This is a genomic window from Nocardioides rubriscoriae (assembly GCF_008087085.1).
Classification (GTDB): Bacteria; Actinomycetota; Actinomycetes; order Propionibacteriales; family Nocardioidaceae; genus Nocardioides; species Nocardioides rubriscoriae.
Map to the genome: position 1 here is coordinate 39,890 of NZ_VIYJ01000017.1, position 14,688 is coordinate 54,577.

The window sequence follows — 14,688 nt, forward strand, 5'->3', positions numbered from 1 at the left end:
CCACCACCCCGAAGGAGAGGTCATGCCCGCGCCCGGCGACCTGAACCCACGCGTCGTACGCACCCGCAACGACGTCCTCGGGGCGGCGATCCGCGTGTTCGTCGACGAAGGGTGGGACGCGCTGACCCACCCGCACGTGGCGGCGGTGGCGGGCTACTCCAAGGCCACGCTCTACGCCCACTGGCCGACCCGGTTCGACCTCGTGCGCGACGCCTTCGTGCACTTCGGTGCGATGCCGCACCACGTGCCGACCGGCGACCTGCGCGCCGACCTGCTCGGCGAGCTGCGCTCCTTCCGGGCCGCGATGGTCGACCACCGGCTCGACCGGGCGATGACGATGGTCGTCGAGCTGGCCACCGCCGTGCCCGAGCTGGCCGACGTCCGCGAGCGCTTCGTCGTCGACGGCGAGCGGGTGATGCGCACGATCCTGGAGCCCCACCTCAGCGGCGCCGCGCTGGAGGCCGCCACCGTGATGGTGTGCGGGGCCGTGGTGCACACCTCGCTGCTGCACGCCCGGCCGATCGACGACGACGTCCTCGAGGCGGTCGTCGACCTGGCGCTGGGCGGGATCGGCGCGCCGGACGGCCCGGCCGCGACCACTACGACCACTACTTGCCCGTGACCGAGCAGGGGGTCGATGGTGGGCGGGTGTCCCGGACCGCCACCACCTCGTCGTACTCGATCACCATGCGCCTGCACACCGCGCCCGACCACAGCGTGGTGGGCGCGGTCGCGACGGCGATCGCCGCGGCCGGGGGCATCGTCACGGCGCTCGACGTCGCCGAGTCGAGCCACACCCGGCTCGTGCTCGACGTCACCTGCTCGGCCGGCGACGCCGACCACGCCAAGCTGTTGGAGCAGGCGGCCGACGAGGTCGAGGGCGTCGAGGTCCACAAGGTCAGCGACCGCACGTTCCTGCTCCACATCGGCGGCAAGATCGAGGTCGCCTCGAAGGTGCCGCTGCGCAACCGCGACGACCTGTCGATGGCCTACACCCCGGGCGTGGGCCGGGTGAGCATGGCGATCGCCGAGAACCCCGACGACGTCTGGCGCCTGACGGTCAAGGGCAACTCCGTCGCGGTCGTCACCGACGGCTCCGCCGTGCTCGGGCTCGGCAACATCGGCCCCGGCGCGGCGCTGCCGGTGATGGAGGGCAAGGCCGCGCTGTTCAAGCGGTTCGCCGACATCGACGCGTGGCCGATCTGCCTGGCCACCCAGGACACCGACGAGATCGTCAAGGCCGTCGAGATGATCGCCCCCGGCTTCGGCGGCATCAACCTCGAGGACATCGCGGCCCCGCGGTGCTTCGAGATCGAGCGACGCCTGCGCGCGAGCCTCGACATCCCGGTCTTCCACGACGACCAGCACGGCACCGCCATCGTCGTGCTCGCCGCCCTGACCAACGCGATGCGCGTGGTCGGCAAGTCCCTGCCCGCAGCCCGGGTGGTCGTGGCCGGGGCGGGCGCCGCCGGTACGGCGATCGTGACGCTCCTGCTCGCCGCCGGGGTCACCGACGTGGTCGTCTACGACCGGGTCGGCTGCCTGGTGCCCGACCTCGCCGGGCTCTCGCCCGCGCAGGAGGAGCTCGCACGTGCCACCAACCCGCGTCGGGTCACCGGTGACCTCCACGACGCCCTGGGCGCAGGCGGCGGCGCCGACGTCTTCATCGGCGTCAGCGCGCCCAACATCCTCGACCCCGAGTGGATCCGCGACATGGCCGACAAGGCGGTCGTCTTCGCCCTGGCCAACCCCGACCCCGAGGTCGACCCGGCCGAGGCCGGCCGCTACGCCGCGGTCGTGGCGTCCGGGCGCTCCGACTACCCCAACCAGATCAACAACGTGCTCGCCTTCCCCGGGGTCTTCCGCGGCCTGCTCGACGCCCGCGCCCACGAGATCACCGTCGACATGCTGCTGCGGGCCGCCGAGGCCATCGCCCTGGTCGTGCGCGACGACGAGCTCAACCCCAGCTTCATCATCCCCAGCGTGTTCGACCCCGACGTGCCGAAGGCCGTGGCTGCGGCGATCCGCGGCGTCTAGGTCCCGCAGGCGGGTCTCAGCCGCGGGTCAGGAGCCGGGCCGCGGGGCGCAGCTCGACGAGCTCGTCGAGGGCGGTGTCGCGCAGGCCGGGCTCCGGCGCCTGGACCGTGACCGAGTAGGGCTGCTCGGCGTAGGCCACGGTCACGCGGTAGGTGCCGTCGGCCTGCGGCTTCTCGGAGCTGAACACGAGCTGCTCCCCGTCGGCGACCGGGTCGGCGCCGTACGTGCGGCGCAGGAACGCCAGGCCCGCGGTCACCGACGTCCGCACGGTGTAGGTCACGGTGACCGGACGCTGGTCCAGCCGCAGGTCGCACCGGAACTCGACCGGGCGGGCCTGGTCGCGCTCGCGGCGCTCGACGGCGGTGCAGCGGGCGTCGTCGGGCCGGAAGCTCGGGAAGACCCAGCGCAGCCCCGCCTTGCCGCTGGGCTGCGTGCAGTCGGCCAGCGGCGCGACGACGCCGTCCCAGCAGGTGACGTCGGGCGCGGGCGCCGCGTCGTCGGGCAGGTCGGCCCAGAGCTTGGACGCGCCGACGGCGGCCACGACCAGCAGACCGACCACGAGCGGCAGCAGGACGATCAGCACCCGTGCGCGCCGCAGGACCCTCAGCACGACGTGGCGCTCCGCGACCTCGTCGTCGTGGTCGTCGTCGACGTACGACACCGGTGCCGGGTCGGGGGCCGGGTCGGGGGCCGGGTCGGACATGGGGCTCATTGTGCGGGGTCCGCGCCACAGCACGGCGCTGAACCACCGGCCGGGACGGCGCGGGGCGGAGAACGCCGCCACTTTACAAAAATGACCCTCTTGTCAAAGCGCTTTACATCCCCTACGGTTCTGTAAACCCGCAAGGACGCAGGAGGCCTTTCATGACCGACACCATCCGCAACAGCACGGTGCCCGCCGGGTCGAGCGAGACCTGGAAGGACTCCAAGCGCTACCTCTGGCTGATCGGGCTCGTGGTCCCGTCGCTGGCCTTCGCCGCCGGTGGCCTGTGGGCCCTGACCGGCTGGGGGGTGTGGTTCTGGATCGGCCCGATCGTGGTCCTCGGCGTCGTGCCGGCCATCGACCTGTTCGCCGGCCTCGACCGCTCCAACCCGCCCGAGGACGCGATCGAGGCGCTGGAGAAGGACAAGTACTACCGCTGGATCACCTACCTCTTCCTGCCCATCCAGTACGTCGGCTTCGTGGCGGCGTTCTACGTGATCGCGCAGGGGGCGCCGTTCGGGCTCGGTGAGCTGAGCCTGGTCGACAAGATCGGCCTGGCCGTCACCATCGGCACCATCGGCGGCATCGGCATCAACACCGCCCACGAGCTCGGCCACAAGCGCGAGGCCAACGAGCGCTGGCTGTCGAAGATCGCCCTGGCCCAGAGCTTCTACGGCCACTTCTACATCGAGCACAACCGCGGCCACCACGTGCGCGTGGCCACCCCCGAGGACCCCGCGTCGTCCCGCCTGGGTGAGACCTTCTACGCCTTCTGGCCGCGCACCGTGGCCGGCTCGCTCAAGAGCGCCTGGCACCTGGAGAAGAAGCGCTACGCCCGCAAGCAGACCCACCCCTTCCACCTCGGCAACGACGTCCTCAACGCCTGGCTGATGTCGGCGGTGCTCTTCGGCGGCCTGGTCGCCTGGCTCGGCGTCGAGATCCTGCCCTTCCTGGTCATCCAGGCCGTGATCGGCTTCTCGCTGCTCGAGGTCGTCAACTTCATGGAGCACTACGGCATGCTGCGCCAGAAGGTCGGCTCCGGCACGAAGCAGCGCTACGAGCGCGTCGACCCGTCGCACTCCTGGAACTCCAACAACATCGCCACCAACGTGCTGCTTTACCACCTGCAGCGCCACAGCGACCACCACGCCAACCCCACGCGTCGCTACCAGACCCTGCGCGACTTCGAGGAGAGCCCGGTGCTCCCCACCGGCTACGCCGGCATGATCGTCCTGGCCCTGGTGCCGCCGCTGTTCCGCAAGGCCATGGACCAGCGCGTCGTCGACCACTTCGGCGGCGACGTCACCCTGGCCAACGTGCAGCCGGGCAAGCTCGACACCTACCTCGCCCGCTACCCCCGCCCCACCGAGGTCCTCGAGGCCGAGCGGATCGCCCGTGAGGACGCCGCCGCGGCGACCGCTGCTGCGGCCGCGACCGAGGAGGTGCTGGCGGCCCGGTGCCCCGGGTGCGGCTACACCTACGAGGTCGAGGTCGGCAACGAGCTCGAGGGCTTCGCGGCCGGCACGGCCTGGAAGGACATCCCCGACGACTGGTGCTGCCCCGACTGCGGGGTGCGCGAGAAGGTCGACTTCGTCGCCCTGGACCCCACCGCGAAGCAGGACGCCTGAGATGGGCGCCCGGATCCACGTCGACTACGACAAGTGCGAGGGCCTCGGCATGTGCGAGGCGATGGCCTCGGACTACTTCGAGCTGCGCGAGTCCGCCGACGGCGACGACGAGATGCACGTGCTGCAGCAGGACGTGCCCGAGGCCGACCGCGCGCACGTGCACGCCGCCACCCAGGCCTGCCCGGTGCTCGCCCTCACCCTCGAGGGGTAAGGGGCACGCCTACGCTGGTGGCCATGACCGACGTAGCGGCGCCGCCGACGACACGTGAGCGTGTCGTCGACGCCGCCGTACGCCTGACCAGCGAGGTCGGCTGGTCGCAGGTCACGATGGCCAAGCTCGCCGACGAGGTCGGGGTGAGCCGTCAGACGGTCTACAACGAGATCGGCACCAAGCCGGGTCTCGCCGAGGCCATGATCCTGCGCGAGCTCGACCGCTTCCTCGGCGTGGTGTCGCTGGCCTTCGACGAGCACCCCGACGACCTGGTCCAGGCGATCCGGGTGGCGTCGCGCACCGTGCTCGAGCACGCCACCGGCAACCCCCTGCTGCACGCCGTGGTCTCGGCGACCCACGGGGCCGACACCGAGCTGCTGCCGCTGCTGACCACCCACGCCGAGTCGCTGCTCGTGGTCGCCAAGGACGTCATCGCCGAACGGATCGCGCCCTACCGGCTGGGCCTCGACGCGCCCCGGCTGCACGCCGCGATCGACATGGTCGTGCGGTTGGTGCTCAGCCACGTCATGCAGCCCAGCGGGCCGCCCGACGCCACCGCCGACGACATCGCCTGGATCGCCCAACGCGTCCTGCGCTGAGCCGGGCCCGACCCTGGGCGAACCGGGCCCGTGCGTTGCCGGCTCCGACTACGCTCGAGGCGAAGGAGGGTCCATGAGGTGGTCGCGCGCGTCGACGGCCGTCGCGGTGGCGACGGTGCTGCTGCTGACGGGGTGCTCCAGCGACGCCGCAGACGCCCCCGGTGCACCGGCCGCGACCGACCCCGCAGCCGCGTCGCCGCCGCCGTCGGACGCTCCTGGTGCCGACGGTGCGCCGCCGGCCCCGGTCACCCTCGACCCGGCGTACGCCGTGGAACGGCCCGGGCGCCGCACGGGCGCGGTCGGACCGGCCGACATCCTCGTGGCGGGCAAGCAGACGCTCAGCCCCGAGCTGGTGGCGCGGATCGAGGCCCTCGACGGGGTGCAGGTCGCCACGACCATCTCGCTGGCCAACGTGCCGCTCGAGAACAAGGTCTACAACGTCGCCGCGGTCGACCCGGGTGACTACCGCTCCTTCACCACCGCCGAGAGCGCCGACCTGCAGGAGCAGTGGGACCGCGTGGCCGCCGGCGAGGCCGCGGTGTCCTCGACGCTGCGCCAGGACCTCCCGGTCGGCGACGACGGGTCGTTGCGCCTGGGCGAGGCCCCCGGGGCCGTCGTCCACATCGGTGCCTGGGCGCCCCAGGCCGAGAAGATCGACCTGGTCGTCAACCGCAAGCGCGGCGAGGCCCTCGGCATGGTGCCCGACAACGCGCTGCTGATCAGCACCGGCCGCACGGCGCCCGAGTCGCTACGCAAGCCGCTCGCCGCGATCGTCGGCGACGAGGCCGTCGTGCAGAACCTCGACGCCGTGGCCCGCTACGGCCTCGACCCGGGCGCCTTCGACTCAGCCGTCCTGGTCGGCGACTTCGCCGACGCCGTCGGCGTCTTCAACTTCACCCCCATCGGCGGCGGCCGGATCGCGCCCGACCCGGCCTGGGTGCGCACCCACATCGTCACCGAGGCGGTGCCGATCCTCGGCACCATCACCTGCAACCGCTACCTGATGCCCCAGCTCAAGGCCGCGCTCGGCGAGATCGTGCGCCTCGGCCTGGCCGACAAGATCCACCCCGGCGAGTACGCCGGGTGCTACTACCCCCGCTACATCGCCGGCTCGAGCACCCTGTCCAACCACTCCTTCGGCCTGGCCCTCGACCTCAACGTGCCCGGCAACCAGCGCGGCACCGTCGGCGAGATGGACCGCGGCGTGGTCGCGGTCTTCAAGCGCTGGGGCTTCGCCTGGGGCGGCGACTGGAACTACACCGACCCCATGCACTTCGAGCTGTCGCAGCTCAAGGCGCCGGGCTGAGCGCCGCGCGCACGTGGTCGGCGACCATCGCCATCGTCGTGCGCGCGCGCCCGGGGTCCTCGGTGAGGAAGTAGTGGTCGGTGCGCGGGGTGACGTCGTGGACGACGTCGACGCCGGCCTCGCGCAGCCGCTCGGCGTAGCGGTCGCCGTCGCGGCGCAGCGTGTCGCGCTCGGCGGTCAGCACGATGGCCGGCGCGAGGCCCGAGAGGTCGGGCGCCAGCACGGGTGAGGCGTAGGGCTCCGCCCGCGTGGCCGGGTCGGGGAAGTAGACGCGGCGCACCAGCGCCCGCAGCGACGGTGAGATCATGCCGGGACCGGCGGGCAGGTCGCTGGCCAGGTCGAGGGCCGGTACGCCGAGCACCTGCAGCCGCGGGACGAACGAGCCGAGGTCGCGCGCCTGCAGCGCGACGGACGCGGCGAGCCCGCCGCCGCTGGAGAACCCACCGACCGCCACCGGCGTACCACCGGCCTCGCCCGCGACGGCCGCCGCGACGTCGTGGCACTGGTGCTGGGCGACGGGGTAGGCGACGTAGGGGCCGGTGCGGAAGTCGACGTTGAGCACGCGCACCCCGGCGGTCGCGGCGACGTAGCGGCACCACCAGTCGTCCATCTGCGGGTAGCGCATCAGCCAGGCCCCGCCGTGGAAGTGCACCAGCGCCGGAGCCCCGGGCTCGCCGTACTCGTAGGCCGTCACACGCCCGTGGCGGGTGGGGAAGCGGCGCTTCGCCGGTCGGGGGAGGTCCCGGCCGGCGAAGCGCAGGTCGTCGCCGTAGCGGACGGTGAACCGCGCCGTGGCGTGCATCGTCACGGCGCTGAGGCGGTCGGAGAGGCGCACGTGGGGGTGTTCGTCACCAGCGGCGCCTCGGCTCGGTCGCGCCGCGGGCTCAGCGCCCGAAGCCGCCGAGCTCGCCGAGAGCGGCGCCGAGGCCGCCCTGCAGGTCGGGGCTGCCGGCGACCGACACGAGCTCGGCGGCCCGCTCCATCACCAGCACCGCTACCGGGTCCATGAGGTCGTCGAAGTCGTGGCCCTTGGGGCGCGGCGGCCAGCGCCGCGGCCAGCCGGTGCCGCACCACTCGTCGAACTCGAGCAGCCCGCGCACGGCCGCCAGCACGACGCCCGGCTCGGCCTTCTCGCCGCCGGCCTTGACCCGGGCGACGTCGACGAGCCTGCGCGCCACGTCGACCGAGGTCACCGCGCCGACGCGCGAGACGACCACCGACGCGAGGACGGCGTCGATCTCATGGGTGAAGCGTGCGCGGATCAGGAGCTGCCACGGCACGCTGTCGGCGCCGGGGAAGTTGTCGGGGTCCCACATGGGTGTCTCCTTGGTGTCAGGCCCGACGGGGTGCCGGGCTCGTGACAGGAGGAGAGGCGGGAGACCCGCGGTGATACCGGACCGCCTAGTTTGTCCCCCATGCGCGCAGCCCAGGTCCTCACGCCCACCGGTCCGCTCGACGTCGTCGTCACCGAGGTCGCCGAGCCGACGCCCGGACCCGACGACGTCCTGATCGAGGTGCACCGGGTCGGGGTGAGCTTCCCCGACCTGCTGCTGAGCCGCGGCGAGTACCAGATGAAGCCCGAGATGCCCTTCTCCCTGGGCGTCGACGTCGCCGGCACGGTCGTCTCGGCCCCCGAGGGCTCGGGCTTCTCAGCCGGCCGGCGCGTCGCGGCCTGTGGTGGCTGGGGCGGGGCGCAGGAGCGGGTGGCGATCCCGGCCGGGTGGGTCTTCGCCCTGCCCGACTCCACGTCGTACGACGAGGGTGCGGCGCTGCCGATGAACTACCTCACCGCCGAGTTCGCCCTCTTCGAGCGCGGCGGGCTCAAGCCCGGCGAGACCGTGCTCGTGCACGGCGCCGCCGGCGGGCTCGGCACCGCGACCATCCAGGTCGCCAAGGGCATGGGCGCCCGGGTGATCGGCGTCGTCAGCACCGAGGCCAAGAAGGCCATGGCCACCGGGGCCGGGGCCGACGAGGTCGTGCTGCTCGACGGGTTCAAGGACGCCGTCAAGGAGCTCACCGGCGGGCAGGGCGTCGACGTCGTCGCCGACATCGTCGGCGGGCCGGCGTTCACCGACTCGTTGCGCTCGTTGGCGACCCAGGGGCGCCTGCTGGTGCTGGGCTTCGCCTCCGGCGCGGGCATCCCCGAGGTCAAGGTCAACCGCCTGCTGCTCAACAACGTCGACGTCCGCGGGGTCGGCTGGGGGGCCTACGCCATGCTGCGCCCGGGCTACATGCACGAGCAGTGGGCGCGGCTCGTGCCGATGATCGAGGCCGGTCACGTCAAGCCTCCGGTCGGCAAGGTCTACGAGCTCGAGGAGTTCGGTCAGGCACTGGTCGACATGGACGAGCGGCGCACCCTCGGCAAGTCGGTGGTGCGTGTCCGCGACTGACCCACGTGACCCGCTCGACCCCGCCCACCGCCAGGCGGCCCACGCCGTCCGGCTCGAGTGGGGTCCCACCGGTGCGGCCGCCGTGGCCGCCGGCTGCGACGTCGCGGTCGTCGTCGACGTGCTGTCGTTCACCACGACGCTGACGGTGGCGCTCGACCGGGGGATCACCGTGTGGCCCTACCGCTGGAAGGACTCCGGCGCCGCGGCGTACGCCGCCGAGCGCGACGCGGTGCTCGCGGTCGGGCGGCTCGAGGCCCGGCGCGGCCAGGCCGGGGTGTCGCTGTCCCCCGCCGCGATGGCGGCGGTCGACGGCGTCGAGCGGCTGGTGCTGCCGTCGCCCAACGGCTCGGCGATCGCGTTCGCCCTGGCGGGACTCGGATGTGCGGTGGTCGGAGCGTCGCTGCGCAACGCCGCCGCGGTGGCCGAGTGGCTCCGACCGCAGGTCGAGAACGGTGCTCTCGTGGCCGTCGTACCGGCAGGGGAGCGGTGGCCCGACGGCTCGCTGCGGCCCGCGGTCGAGGACCTCTGGGGAGCCGGAGCAGTGCTCTCGCACCTGGGTCGCTTTGTCGACATGTCGGCCTGGCCGCCGGAGGCGCGGTCAGCCGCGGCGGCGCACGACGCCGTGCGGGCACGGCTCGATGAGGAGCTGGTCGCCTGTGCCAGTGGGGCGGAGCTCGTCGACAAGGGCTTCGGCGACGACGTGCGCATCGCCGCGGGGGCCGACGTCAGCCCCGTGGTGCCCCTGCTGGACGGCGACGCCTTCCGCGACGCCGCCGCCCGGCGTCAGGACGGGCAGGGGGCGTAGAGCCGGCGCGTCGGGAAGCTCTGGGGCTGCTGGTAGCCGGTCGGGTCGGTGAACGTGCAGCCGTACGTGGGCGAGGCGACGACCGCCGGGTCGAGCACGTCGTCACCCGCCGGGCGCGCCACGGCTCCGTGGCCGTGCGTGCGGCGCGACTCGACCCAGGCGGTCAGGTCGTCCCAGGCGCGACCGACCTCGGTCGGGGTGAACTCGCAGTGGCCGGCGGCCCGGATCGCGCGCTGCACCAGCAGCCCCGAGCGGTGGTGGCGGCCCACCTCGCGGGCGTAGGCCTGCTCCATCGAGAACGGGACGAACAGGTCGCCGAGCCCGTGCAGGGTCAGGGTCGGCACCTGCGGGCGCCCCTCGATGCGCGGGACCTCGGTGAGGCTGTGGGTGCGCCGCGAGCGCTTGTCGGTGGGGGCCACGCGCCGCACCGACGCGTTGACGTCGACGGGGGTCGCGGGGGAGTAGACGGTGTCGAGGTTCTGGGCCAGGCGCCCGGCGTTCTCGCGCAGCGGCCCGCCGTTGTCCGGGGTGTAGAGGGTGAACAGGAAGTCCTTCCAGACCGAGAAGGCCTGGTCGGCGCCGGGGCGCTCGCCACCGGTGAGGTCGGTCGTGAGGTCGCGCAGCTGGGCGCCGACCTCGTTGGTCGTGTCGGGCCCGCCCGGCTTCAGGCCCGTGAGGCCCAGGCGCTGCTGGATGACGGGGACGTCGTCGGTCAGGTAGTCGGCGGGCGGCGGGTAGGTCTCGCGGTCGGCGAGGTCCTGGGCGAGCAGGTTGTAGCTCAGGAAGTAGTCGAAGAGCTCCTGGTCGCCCAGCACCCCGCACATCGGCAGGGCGCCTGCGTACGTCGAGGGGTACTGCTCCAGCGACCGGCCGATGACGTGGCCTCCCATGGAGACGCCGGCCAGGTAGGTGCGGCTCGGCCGGCGGCCCAGCAGGTCGGCCGCCTCGTCGACGAGCCCGCGGGTGGTGGTGACGCCGGTGGCGACGTTGTAGTCGTTGGTGGCGTAGCTCGACGCCGCCCAGGCGTAGCCCTCGTCGAGGAAGCGCTGGCGCAGGCCGTAGCCCGGGGCGTCGACCGTGAGGACCTTGCCGGTGCCGCGGTAGCCGTGGGCCCACATGACCAGCTCGCCGTTCCAGCGCGGCGGCACCTCCACGTCGTACGCCGCGTGCTGGGTGACGCCCTGGAAGACGCGGGTGGTGCCCCCGCCGACCTGCAGCGGCGCGAGGGGCGGGTTGCTGATCGTGTAGCCGGGCAGCGGCTGGTCGTCGGGCACCGCTGTGGCGGGCGCGACCGGGTCGCTGCGGTCGGCGACGGCCGCGGGCCCGCCGGGGGCCAGGGTCAGGGACGCGGTGAGCGCGACGGTGCCGCACAGCGCGGCGAGGGGACGGCGAACAGTCTTCACGTGGTGCTCCCGAGAGGTGGAGGTGTGGTGCCCGTCACACCTTAGACCCGGCCGGCGCGGTGCTGCTCACCCGTGGGTCGGGCCTCGGAAGTCGGGCAGAGCGGTCGCGGAGCGGCGAGTCGATGGAAGCGGCTTGTCGGTGCCCCCGTCTATAATAGAACACATGATCGGGACCGACGCTGAGCAGGTGGTGGCGCTGGCCACGCGCCTCTCCGCGTCGCCGCTCGACCTCGACGACCGGGGCCGCATCGAGCTGATCGACGCGCTCGAGCGCCTCAAGAACGTCGCCGCCGCGGCTCAGGGCCGCATCGCCGCCGACCTCGACGCGTCGGTGCGCATGGCCGACGCCGAGCGCGGGGTCGCCGCCGCGCGCCGCGGTCGAGGGGTGGCTGCGCAGGTCGCCCTGGCGCGGCGCGAGTCGGTCCACCTCGGCACCCAGCACCTGGGGCTCGCCAAGGTGCTGCGTGACGAGATGCCCCACACCGCGGCGGCGTTCCGCTCAGGCCACGTCTCCGAGTGGCGCGCCACCCTGCTCGTCCGCGAGACCGCCTGCCTGTCGCTCGAGCACCGGCAGGCGGTCGACCTGCTGCTCGCCGGCGACCCCGACGCGCTCGCCGCGCTGGGCGACGGCGAGATCGTCGCCGAGGCCAAGAAGCTCGCCTACCGTCTCGACCTCGAGTCCTTCGTCGAGCGCCGCGCGCGGGCCGAGTCCGACCGCCACGTCTCGGTGCGCCCCGCGCCCGAGGTGATGACCCGGCTGTCCGCCCTGTTGCCGGTCAAGGACGGCGTCGGCGTCTACGCAGCGCTGCGTGCCGCGGCCGGCGCCGCGATCGCCGCCGGCGACGGCCGCAGTCGCGGCCAGCTGATGGCCGACCTGCTCGTCGCCCGCATCACCGGCCGCACAGACCCCGCTGAGGGCGAGCCCGCCGGCGACGGGGTGGGCGGCGTAGCGGGTGGGGTGGGCGTCACCGTCAACCTGGTGGTGCCCGACAGCGTGCTGACCGGGCAGAGTGACGAGGCGGCCCACGTCGACGGCTACGGTCCCGTGCCCGCCGACCTGGCTCGTGAGCTCGCTGCTCACGCCGAGTGGCTGCGCCGCCTCTACGCCGAGCCGGCGACCGGCGCCCTCGTCTCCATGGACTCCGTGGCCCGCTTCTTCCCCGCGGGCCTCCAGCTGTTCCTCCGCCTGCGCGACCGCACCTGCCGGTTCCCCTGGTGCGACGCCCCCGTCCGCCACGCCGACCACGTCTGCGACGCAGCGCTGGGCGGCGCCACCTGCGCCCACAACGGCCAAGGCCTCTGCGAGGCCCACAACCACGCCAAGCAGGCCCACGGCTGGACCGCGCGCCCTCGACCCGGCCCGCGTCACACCGTCGAGATCACCACACCCACGGGCCACACCTACGACTCGTGCGCACCACCGACCCGTCAGCCGCGCTGCGTCGAGACGCGCCCGGGGGTGTGGACGCTGGTGGCGTGATCGGCCTGGTCGCTCTCCTCGAGCGTGGGTCGCGTCCCCGCGCCCGCTGCTCGGGGGCGAGGCCGATGCGCCCGCACATGCCGAAAGTCGGGCGGTCACTCGTCGGCAGTTAGGTGCTTCCTGAGCGTCGCCACCTCGTCGGCCAACTGCTCCGAGGGGTACGACGTCGACTTGGTCGGCAGGTACTCACGGACGAGTCGCTCGGTTTCCACAAGCGCGTCCACGAGCCATGCTCGAACTTCCCCTGGAGTAGCGAGCCCTTGGGGCACCGAGTGCCAAACGACGAAGCGACGTTGCGTAGGACCCACGGGTCCAGGTGTGACGCCAACGGGCTCATCCGGCTCTCGGTGGTTGTGCCAAGTCAGGAACGCCAGGTCAACGCAGAAGTCGTCCTCAGACTGGCGTCCGTTGAAGGCGCGTATCTCTCGCTGCACAACTTGGACCGCCTGCTTGGGCGGCCCCCACTCACCGAGAACACCACCAGTCACGAAGGGCATGACCGCATCATGGCTTGCATCCGCGCGACCATGCCGATGTCCGGGCGGAGCCATGGCGGGTCTACGGCAGCGGTGAGCGACCCGGAAGTGCGTAAATCAAGCGCGGGCCATTCGCGTCTTCGTACTCCCGGATGAGGGTCATGCCAGCGTGTTCCAACACCTTGCACGACGCCGGGTTCGGTGGTCTGACGCTCGCGTACAGGCGTTTCACGCCGATGTTCGCGACGCCCCACGGCACGACAGCGCAGGCCGCCTCCGTCGCGTATCCATTGCCCCGAGTGGGTTCGGCGAAGGCGTAGCCGAGCGATGCGCCTAGGTCGTGTTCCCGCCAGCCACAAAACCCCAACAGTTGGCCCGTCTCCTTATCGCGACACTGCCAGTAGGCGTACCCGTGCACGCGTTGGTGCTCAACGCCGAGGCGGGAAATCCACTCGCGGTTTTGCTCGTCGGTGTCGGCGAGCAGCCCTATGGCGTCGGTTGCATCGGACACCTCATCGCAGCTGAAGGGGCGAATCCGCATCCGAGCCGTCGTCAGCACGTCAGCAGTATGCAACTTGAGCGCCCGACCATCAGCGTAAGGCGTTCTGCGTCAAGCGTTGTCGTCGTTTCCCTGCATAGCGGTAATGGAGCTTGGTGGCTCGACAGCGTGTGATCGGGTTGTGGTGACGACGGGCCGGGAGGCCTGTGATGGTCGACGAGCTGTTGATTCTCGATGCCGCAGAAGGCTGGTCCCCGGCCCTGCTTGTGGGCGTCGCGCCTGACGCGACGAGGTGGTGGTCAGGCGGCCGCGGTGGTGGCGCCGGTCGCGCGGGTGGCGGCGAGGAGGCCGTAGCGGGCGATGTCTGGGTCCCAGGCGGTGCGGGTGGTGACCACGGCGTGGAGCTGGCGCAGGATCGCTGCGGCAACGACGGTCTGGGCCTGGGTGGGCTTGAGCCGGTTGTCCTCGCGGGTGGTGAGGTGTCGGTACCGCTCGGCGTAGACACCGTTGTTGTGCAGCGCACCCCACACCGCACGCCAGGCTGCGACCCGCAGCCCTGGCCGGCCGGCACCGCCCAGGCGTGCGCGGCCGGTGAAGGTCCCCGACATTCGTTCCCTGGGTGCAAGTCCTGCGTGCTTGACCACCGCGCGGGCGCTGGCGAACCGGGACAGGTCGCCGGTCTCGGCGAGGATCGCTGCAGCACCGACCGGTGACAGGCCCTCGATGGAGCAGACCAGGTCGGTCAGCTGCAGTTCGTCGAGCGTGGCGACCATCCGGGTCTCGACGACTGCGAGCTTGGCTACCGCGGTGTCGAAGTCCTCGATGAGCCACCCGATCCGCTCGAACACACCGGTACGGTGCGCGATCACACCGGCCTCGTCAGTCAGTGCGCCGAACATGGCCCGCACGATCCGCAGGCAGGGCTTTGCCCAGCCCCGCCTGGTGATCTCGCGTCGCACTGCGGTTTCGAACCGCCTGGCGCCGAGTCGTCGAGTCCGGGCCAGGTCGCCGCCATCGCGGCACATCACCACCGTCAGCGCAGCAAGCCAGGTCTGGGACTTCAACGGCTGCGCAGCACTCTGGAGCGCGGCGGGCCACACACACTCCAGCAGGTCGCGGATCTGCTGGATCGCGGCGACCTTGTCGCAGAT

Annotated in this window: 16 protein-coding genes; 9 read left to right on the forward strand and 7 right to left on the reverse strand. The window is 72.5% G+C overall.

Annotated elements, in window-relative coordinates; all coding sequences use genetic code 11:
• Positions 1 to 22 precede the first annotated feature (22 nt).
• Both FZC61_RS22225 and FZC61_RS22230 read left to right on the forward strand, forming a co-directional pair.
• Positions 23 to 622, forward strand: a complete 600-nt coding sequence (locus tag FZC61_RS22225) for a TetR/AcrR family transcriptional regulator (RefSeq protein ID WP_148616457.1) — start codon at positions 23 to 25, stop codon at positions 620 to 622.
• 65 nt (positions 623 to 687) lie between these two features.
• Positions 688 to 2,037, forward strand: a complete 1,350-nt coding sequence (locus FZC61_RS22230; protein ID WP_148616472.1) for an NAD-dependent malic enzyme — start codon at positions 688 to 690, stop codon at positions 2,035 to 2,037.
• Positions 2,038 to 2,053: 16 nt separating this feature from the next.
• Here FZC61_RS22230 and FZC61_RS22235 read toward each other — a convergent pair whose 3' ends face one another.
• Positions 2,054 to 2,740: a hypothetical protein gene (locus FZC61_RS22235; RefSeq protein ID WP_148616458.1), complete on the reverse strand. Its 687-nt coding sequence runs from the start codon at positions 2,738 to 2,740 to the stop codon at positions 2,054 to 2,056.
• A gap of 161 nt (positions 2,741 to 2,901) precedes the next feature.
• Between FZC61_RS22235 and FZC61_RS22240 the strand changes: the two genes are divergently transcribed.
• From FZC61_RS22240 to FZC61_RS22255, 4 genes are all read left to right on the forward strand, one after another.
• On the forward strand, positions 2,902 to 4,368 hold the full coding sequence (locus tag FZC61_RS22240; protein WP_148616459.1) for a fatty acid desaturase: 1,467 nt from the start codon (positions 2,902 to 2,904) through the stop codon (positions 4,366 to 4,368).
• 1 nt (position 4,369) lies between these two features.
• The gene (locus FZC61_RS22245; protein WP_148616460.1) at positions 4,370 to 4,579 is read left to right on the forward strand and encodes a ferredoxin; all 210 of its coding nucleotides are present in this window, start codon (positions 4,370 to 4,372) and stop codon (positions 4,577 to 4,579) included.
• 23 nt (positions 4,580 to 4,602) lie between these two features.
• Positions 4,603 to 5,178, forward strand: coding sequence for a TetR/AcrR family transcriptional regulator (locus tag FZC61_RS22250; protein ID WP_148616461.1), 576 nt, complete (start codon positions 4,603 to 4,605; stop codon positions 5,176 to 5,178).
• 73 nt (positions 5,179 to 5,251) lie between these two features.
• Positions 5,252 to 6,484 carry a M15 family metallopeptidase gene (locus FZC61_RS22255; RefSeq protein WP_148616462.1) on the forward strand — a complete coding sequence of 411 codons (1,233 nt, stop codon included), beginning with the start codon at positions 5,252 to 5,254 and terminating at the stop codon, positions 6,482 to 6,484.
• Here FZC61_RS22255 and FZC61_RS22260 read toward each other — a convergent pair.
• The gene (locus FZC61_RS22260; protein ID WP_211357398.1) at positions 6,468 to 7,319 is read right to left on the reverse strand and encodes an alpha/beta hydrolase; all 852 of its coding nucleotides are present in this window, start codon (positions 7,317 to 7,319) and stop codon (positions 6,468 to 6,470) included. The two genes, FZC61_RS22255 and FZC61_RS22260, sit on opposite strands and share 17 nt — an antisense overlap.
• A gap of 49 nt (positions 7,320 to 7,368) precedes the next feature.
• Positions 7,369 to 7,800 carry a hypothetical protein gene (locus FZC61_RS22265; RefSeq protein ID WP_148616463.1) on the reverse strand — a complete coding sequence of 144 codons (432 nt, stop codon included), beginning with the start codon at positions 7,798 to 7,800 and terminating at the stop codon, positions 7,369 to 7,371.
• A gap of 99 nt (positions 7,801 to 7,899) precedes the next feature.
• Between FZC61_RS22265 and FZC61_RS22270 the strand changes: the two genes are divergently transcribed.
• Together FZC61_RS22270 and FZC61_RS22275 are read left to right on the forward strand one after the other, a co-directional pair.
• Positions 7,900 to 8,874, forward strand: a complete 975-nt coding sequence (locus FZC61_RS22270; protein ID WP_148616464.1) for an NADPH:quinone oxidoreductase family protein — start codon at positions 7,900 to 7,902, stop codon at positions 8,872 to 8,874.
• A complete protein-coding gene (locus tag FZC61_RS22275) occupies positions 8,861 to 9,679 on the forward strand; it encodes a 2-phosphosulfolactate phosphatase (protein WP_148616465.1) in 819 nt (272 codons plus the stop codon). Before FZC61_RS22270 ends, FZC61_RS22275 begins: the two co-directional genes overlap by 14 nt.
• Here FZC61_RS22275 and FZC61_RS22280 read toward each other — a convergent pair.
• On the reverse strand, positions 9,658 to 11,082 hold the full coding sequence (locus FZC61_RS22280; RefSeq protein WP_211357399.1) for a hypothetical protein: 1,425 nt from the start codon (positions 11,080 to 11,082) through the stop codon (positions 9,658 to 9,660). The genes FZC61_RS22275 and FZC61_RS22280 overlap by 22 nt on opposite strands.
• Positions 11,083 to 11,245: 163 nt before the next feature.
• On the opposite strand from FZC61_RS22280, the gene FZC61_RS22285 reads away from it, so the two are divergent.
• Positions 11,246 to 12,562, forward strand: a complete 1,317-nt coding sequence (locus FZC61_RS22285; RefSeq protein WP_148616466.1) for a DUF222 domain-containing protein — start codon at positions 11,246 to 11,248, stop codon at positions 12,560 to 12,562.
• Positions 12,563 to 12,657: 95 nt separating this feature from the next.
• On the opposite strand, the gene FZC61_RS22290 is transcribed toward FZC61_RS22285, so the two are convergent.
• The 3 genes from FZC61_RS22290 to FZC61_RS22300 all read right to left on the reverse strand — a co-directional run.
• Positions 12,658 to 13,059: a hypothetical protein gene (locus tag FZC61_RS22290; protein ID WP_148616467.1), complete on the reverse strand. Its 402-nt coding sequence runs from the start codon at positions 13,057 to 13,059 to the stop codon at positions 12,658 to 12,660.
• Between the two features lie 61 nt (positions 13,060 to 13,120).
• Positions 13,121 to 13,597: a GNAT family N-acetyltransferase gene (locus tag FZC61_RS22295; RefSeq protein WP_148616468.1), complete on the reverse strand. Its 477-nt coding sequence runs from the start codon at positions 13,595 to 13,597 to the stop codon at positions 13,121 to 13,123.
• A gap of 239 nt (positions 13,598 to 13,836) precedes the next feature.
• Positions 13,837 to 14,688 (reverse strand): transposase (locus FZC61_RS22300; RefSeq protein ID WP_211357400.1); only part of this gene is annotated, 852 nt, incomplete at its 5' end.

Coding starts and splice junctions, on each gene's coding strand:
- FZC61_RS22240 (WP_148616459.1), top strand. CDS start 2,902: ATGACCGACACCATCCGCAACAGCACGGTGCCCGCCGGGTCGAGCGAG.
- FZC61_RS22250 (WP_148616461.1), top strand. CDS start 4,603: ATGACCGACGTAGCGGCGCCGCCGACGACACGTGAGCGTGTCGTCGAC.
- FZC61_RS22290 (WP_148616467.1), bottom strand. CDS start 13,059: ATGCCCTTCGTGACTGGTGGTGTTCTCGGTGAGTGGGGGCCGCCCAAG.
- FZC61_RS22255 (WP_148616462.1), top strand. CDS start 5,252: ATGAGGTGGTCGCGCGCGTCGACGGCCGTCGCGGTGGCGACGGTGCTG.
- FZC61_RS22265 (WP_148616463.1), bottom strand. CDS start 7,800: ATGTGGGACCCCGACAACTTCCCCGGCGCCGACAGCGTGCCGTGGCAG.
- FZC61_RS22270 (WP_148616464.1), top strand. CDS start 7,900: ATGCGCGCAGCCCAGGTCCTCACGCCCACCGGTCCGCTCGACGTCGTC.
- FZC61_RS22230 (WP_148616472.1), top strand. CDS start 688: ATGCGCCTGCACACCGCGCCCGACCACAGCGTGGTGGGCGCGGTCGCG.
- FZC61_RS22225 (WP_148616457.1), top strand. CDS start 23: ATGCCCGCGCCCGGCGACCTGAACCCACGCGTCGTACGCACCCGCAAC.
- FZC61_RS22285 (WP_148616466.1), top strand. CDS start 11,246: ATGATCGGGACCGACGCTGAGCAGGTGGTGGCGCTGGCCACGCGCCTC.
- FZC61_RS22245 (WP_148616460.1), top strand. CDS start 4,370: ATGGGCGCCCGGATCCACGTCGACTACGACAAGTGCGAGGGCCTCGGC.
- FZC61_RS22235 (WP_148616458.1), bottom strand. CDS start 2,740: ATGTCCGACCCGGCCCCCGACCCGGCCCCCGACCCGGCACCGGTGTCG.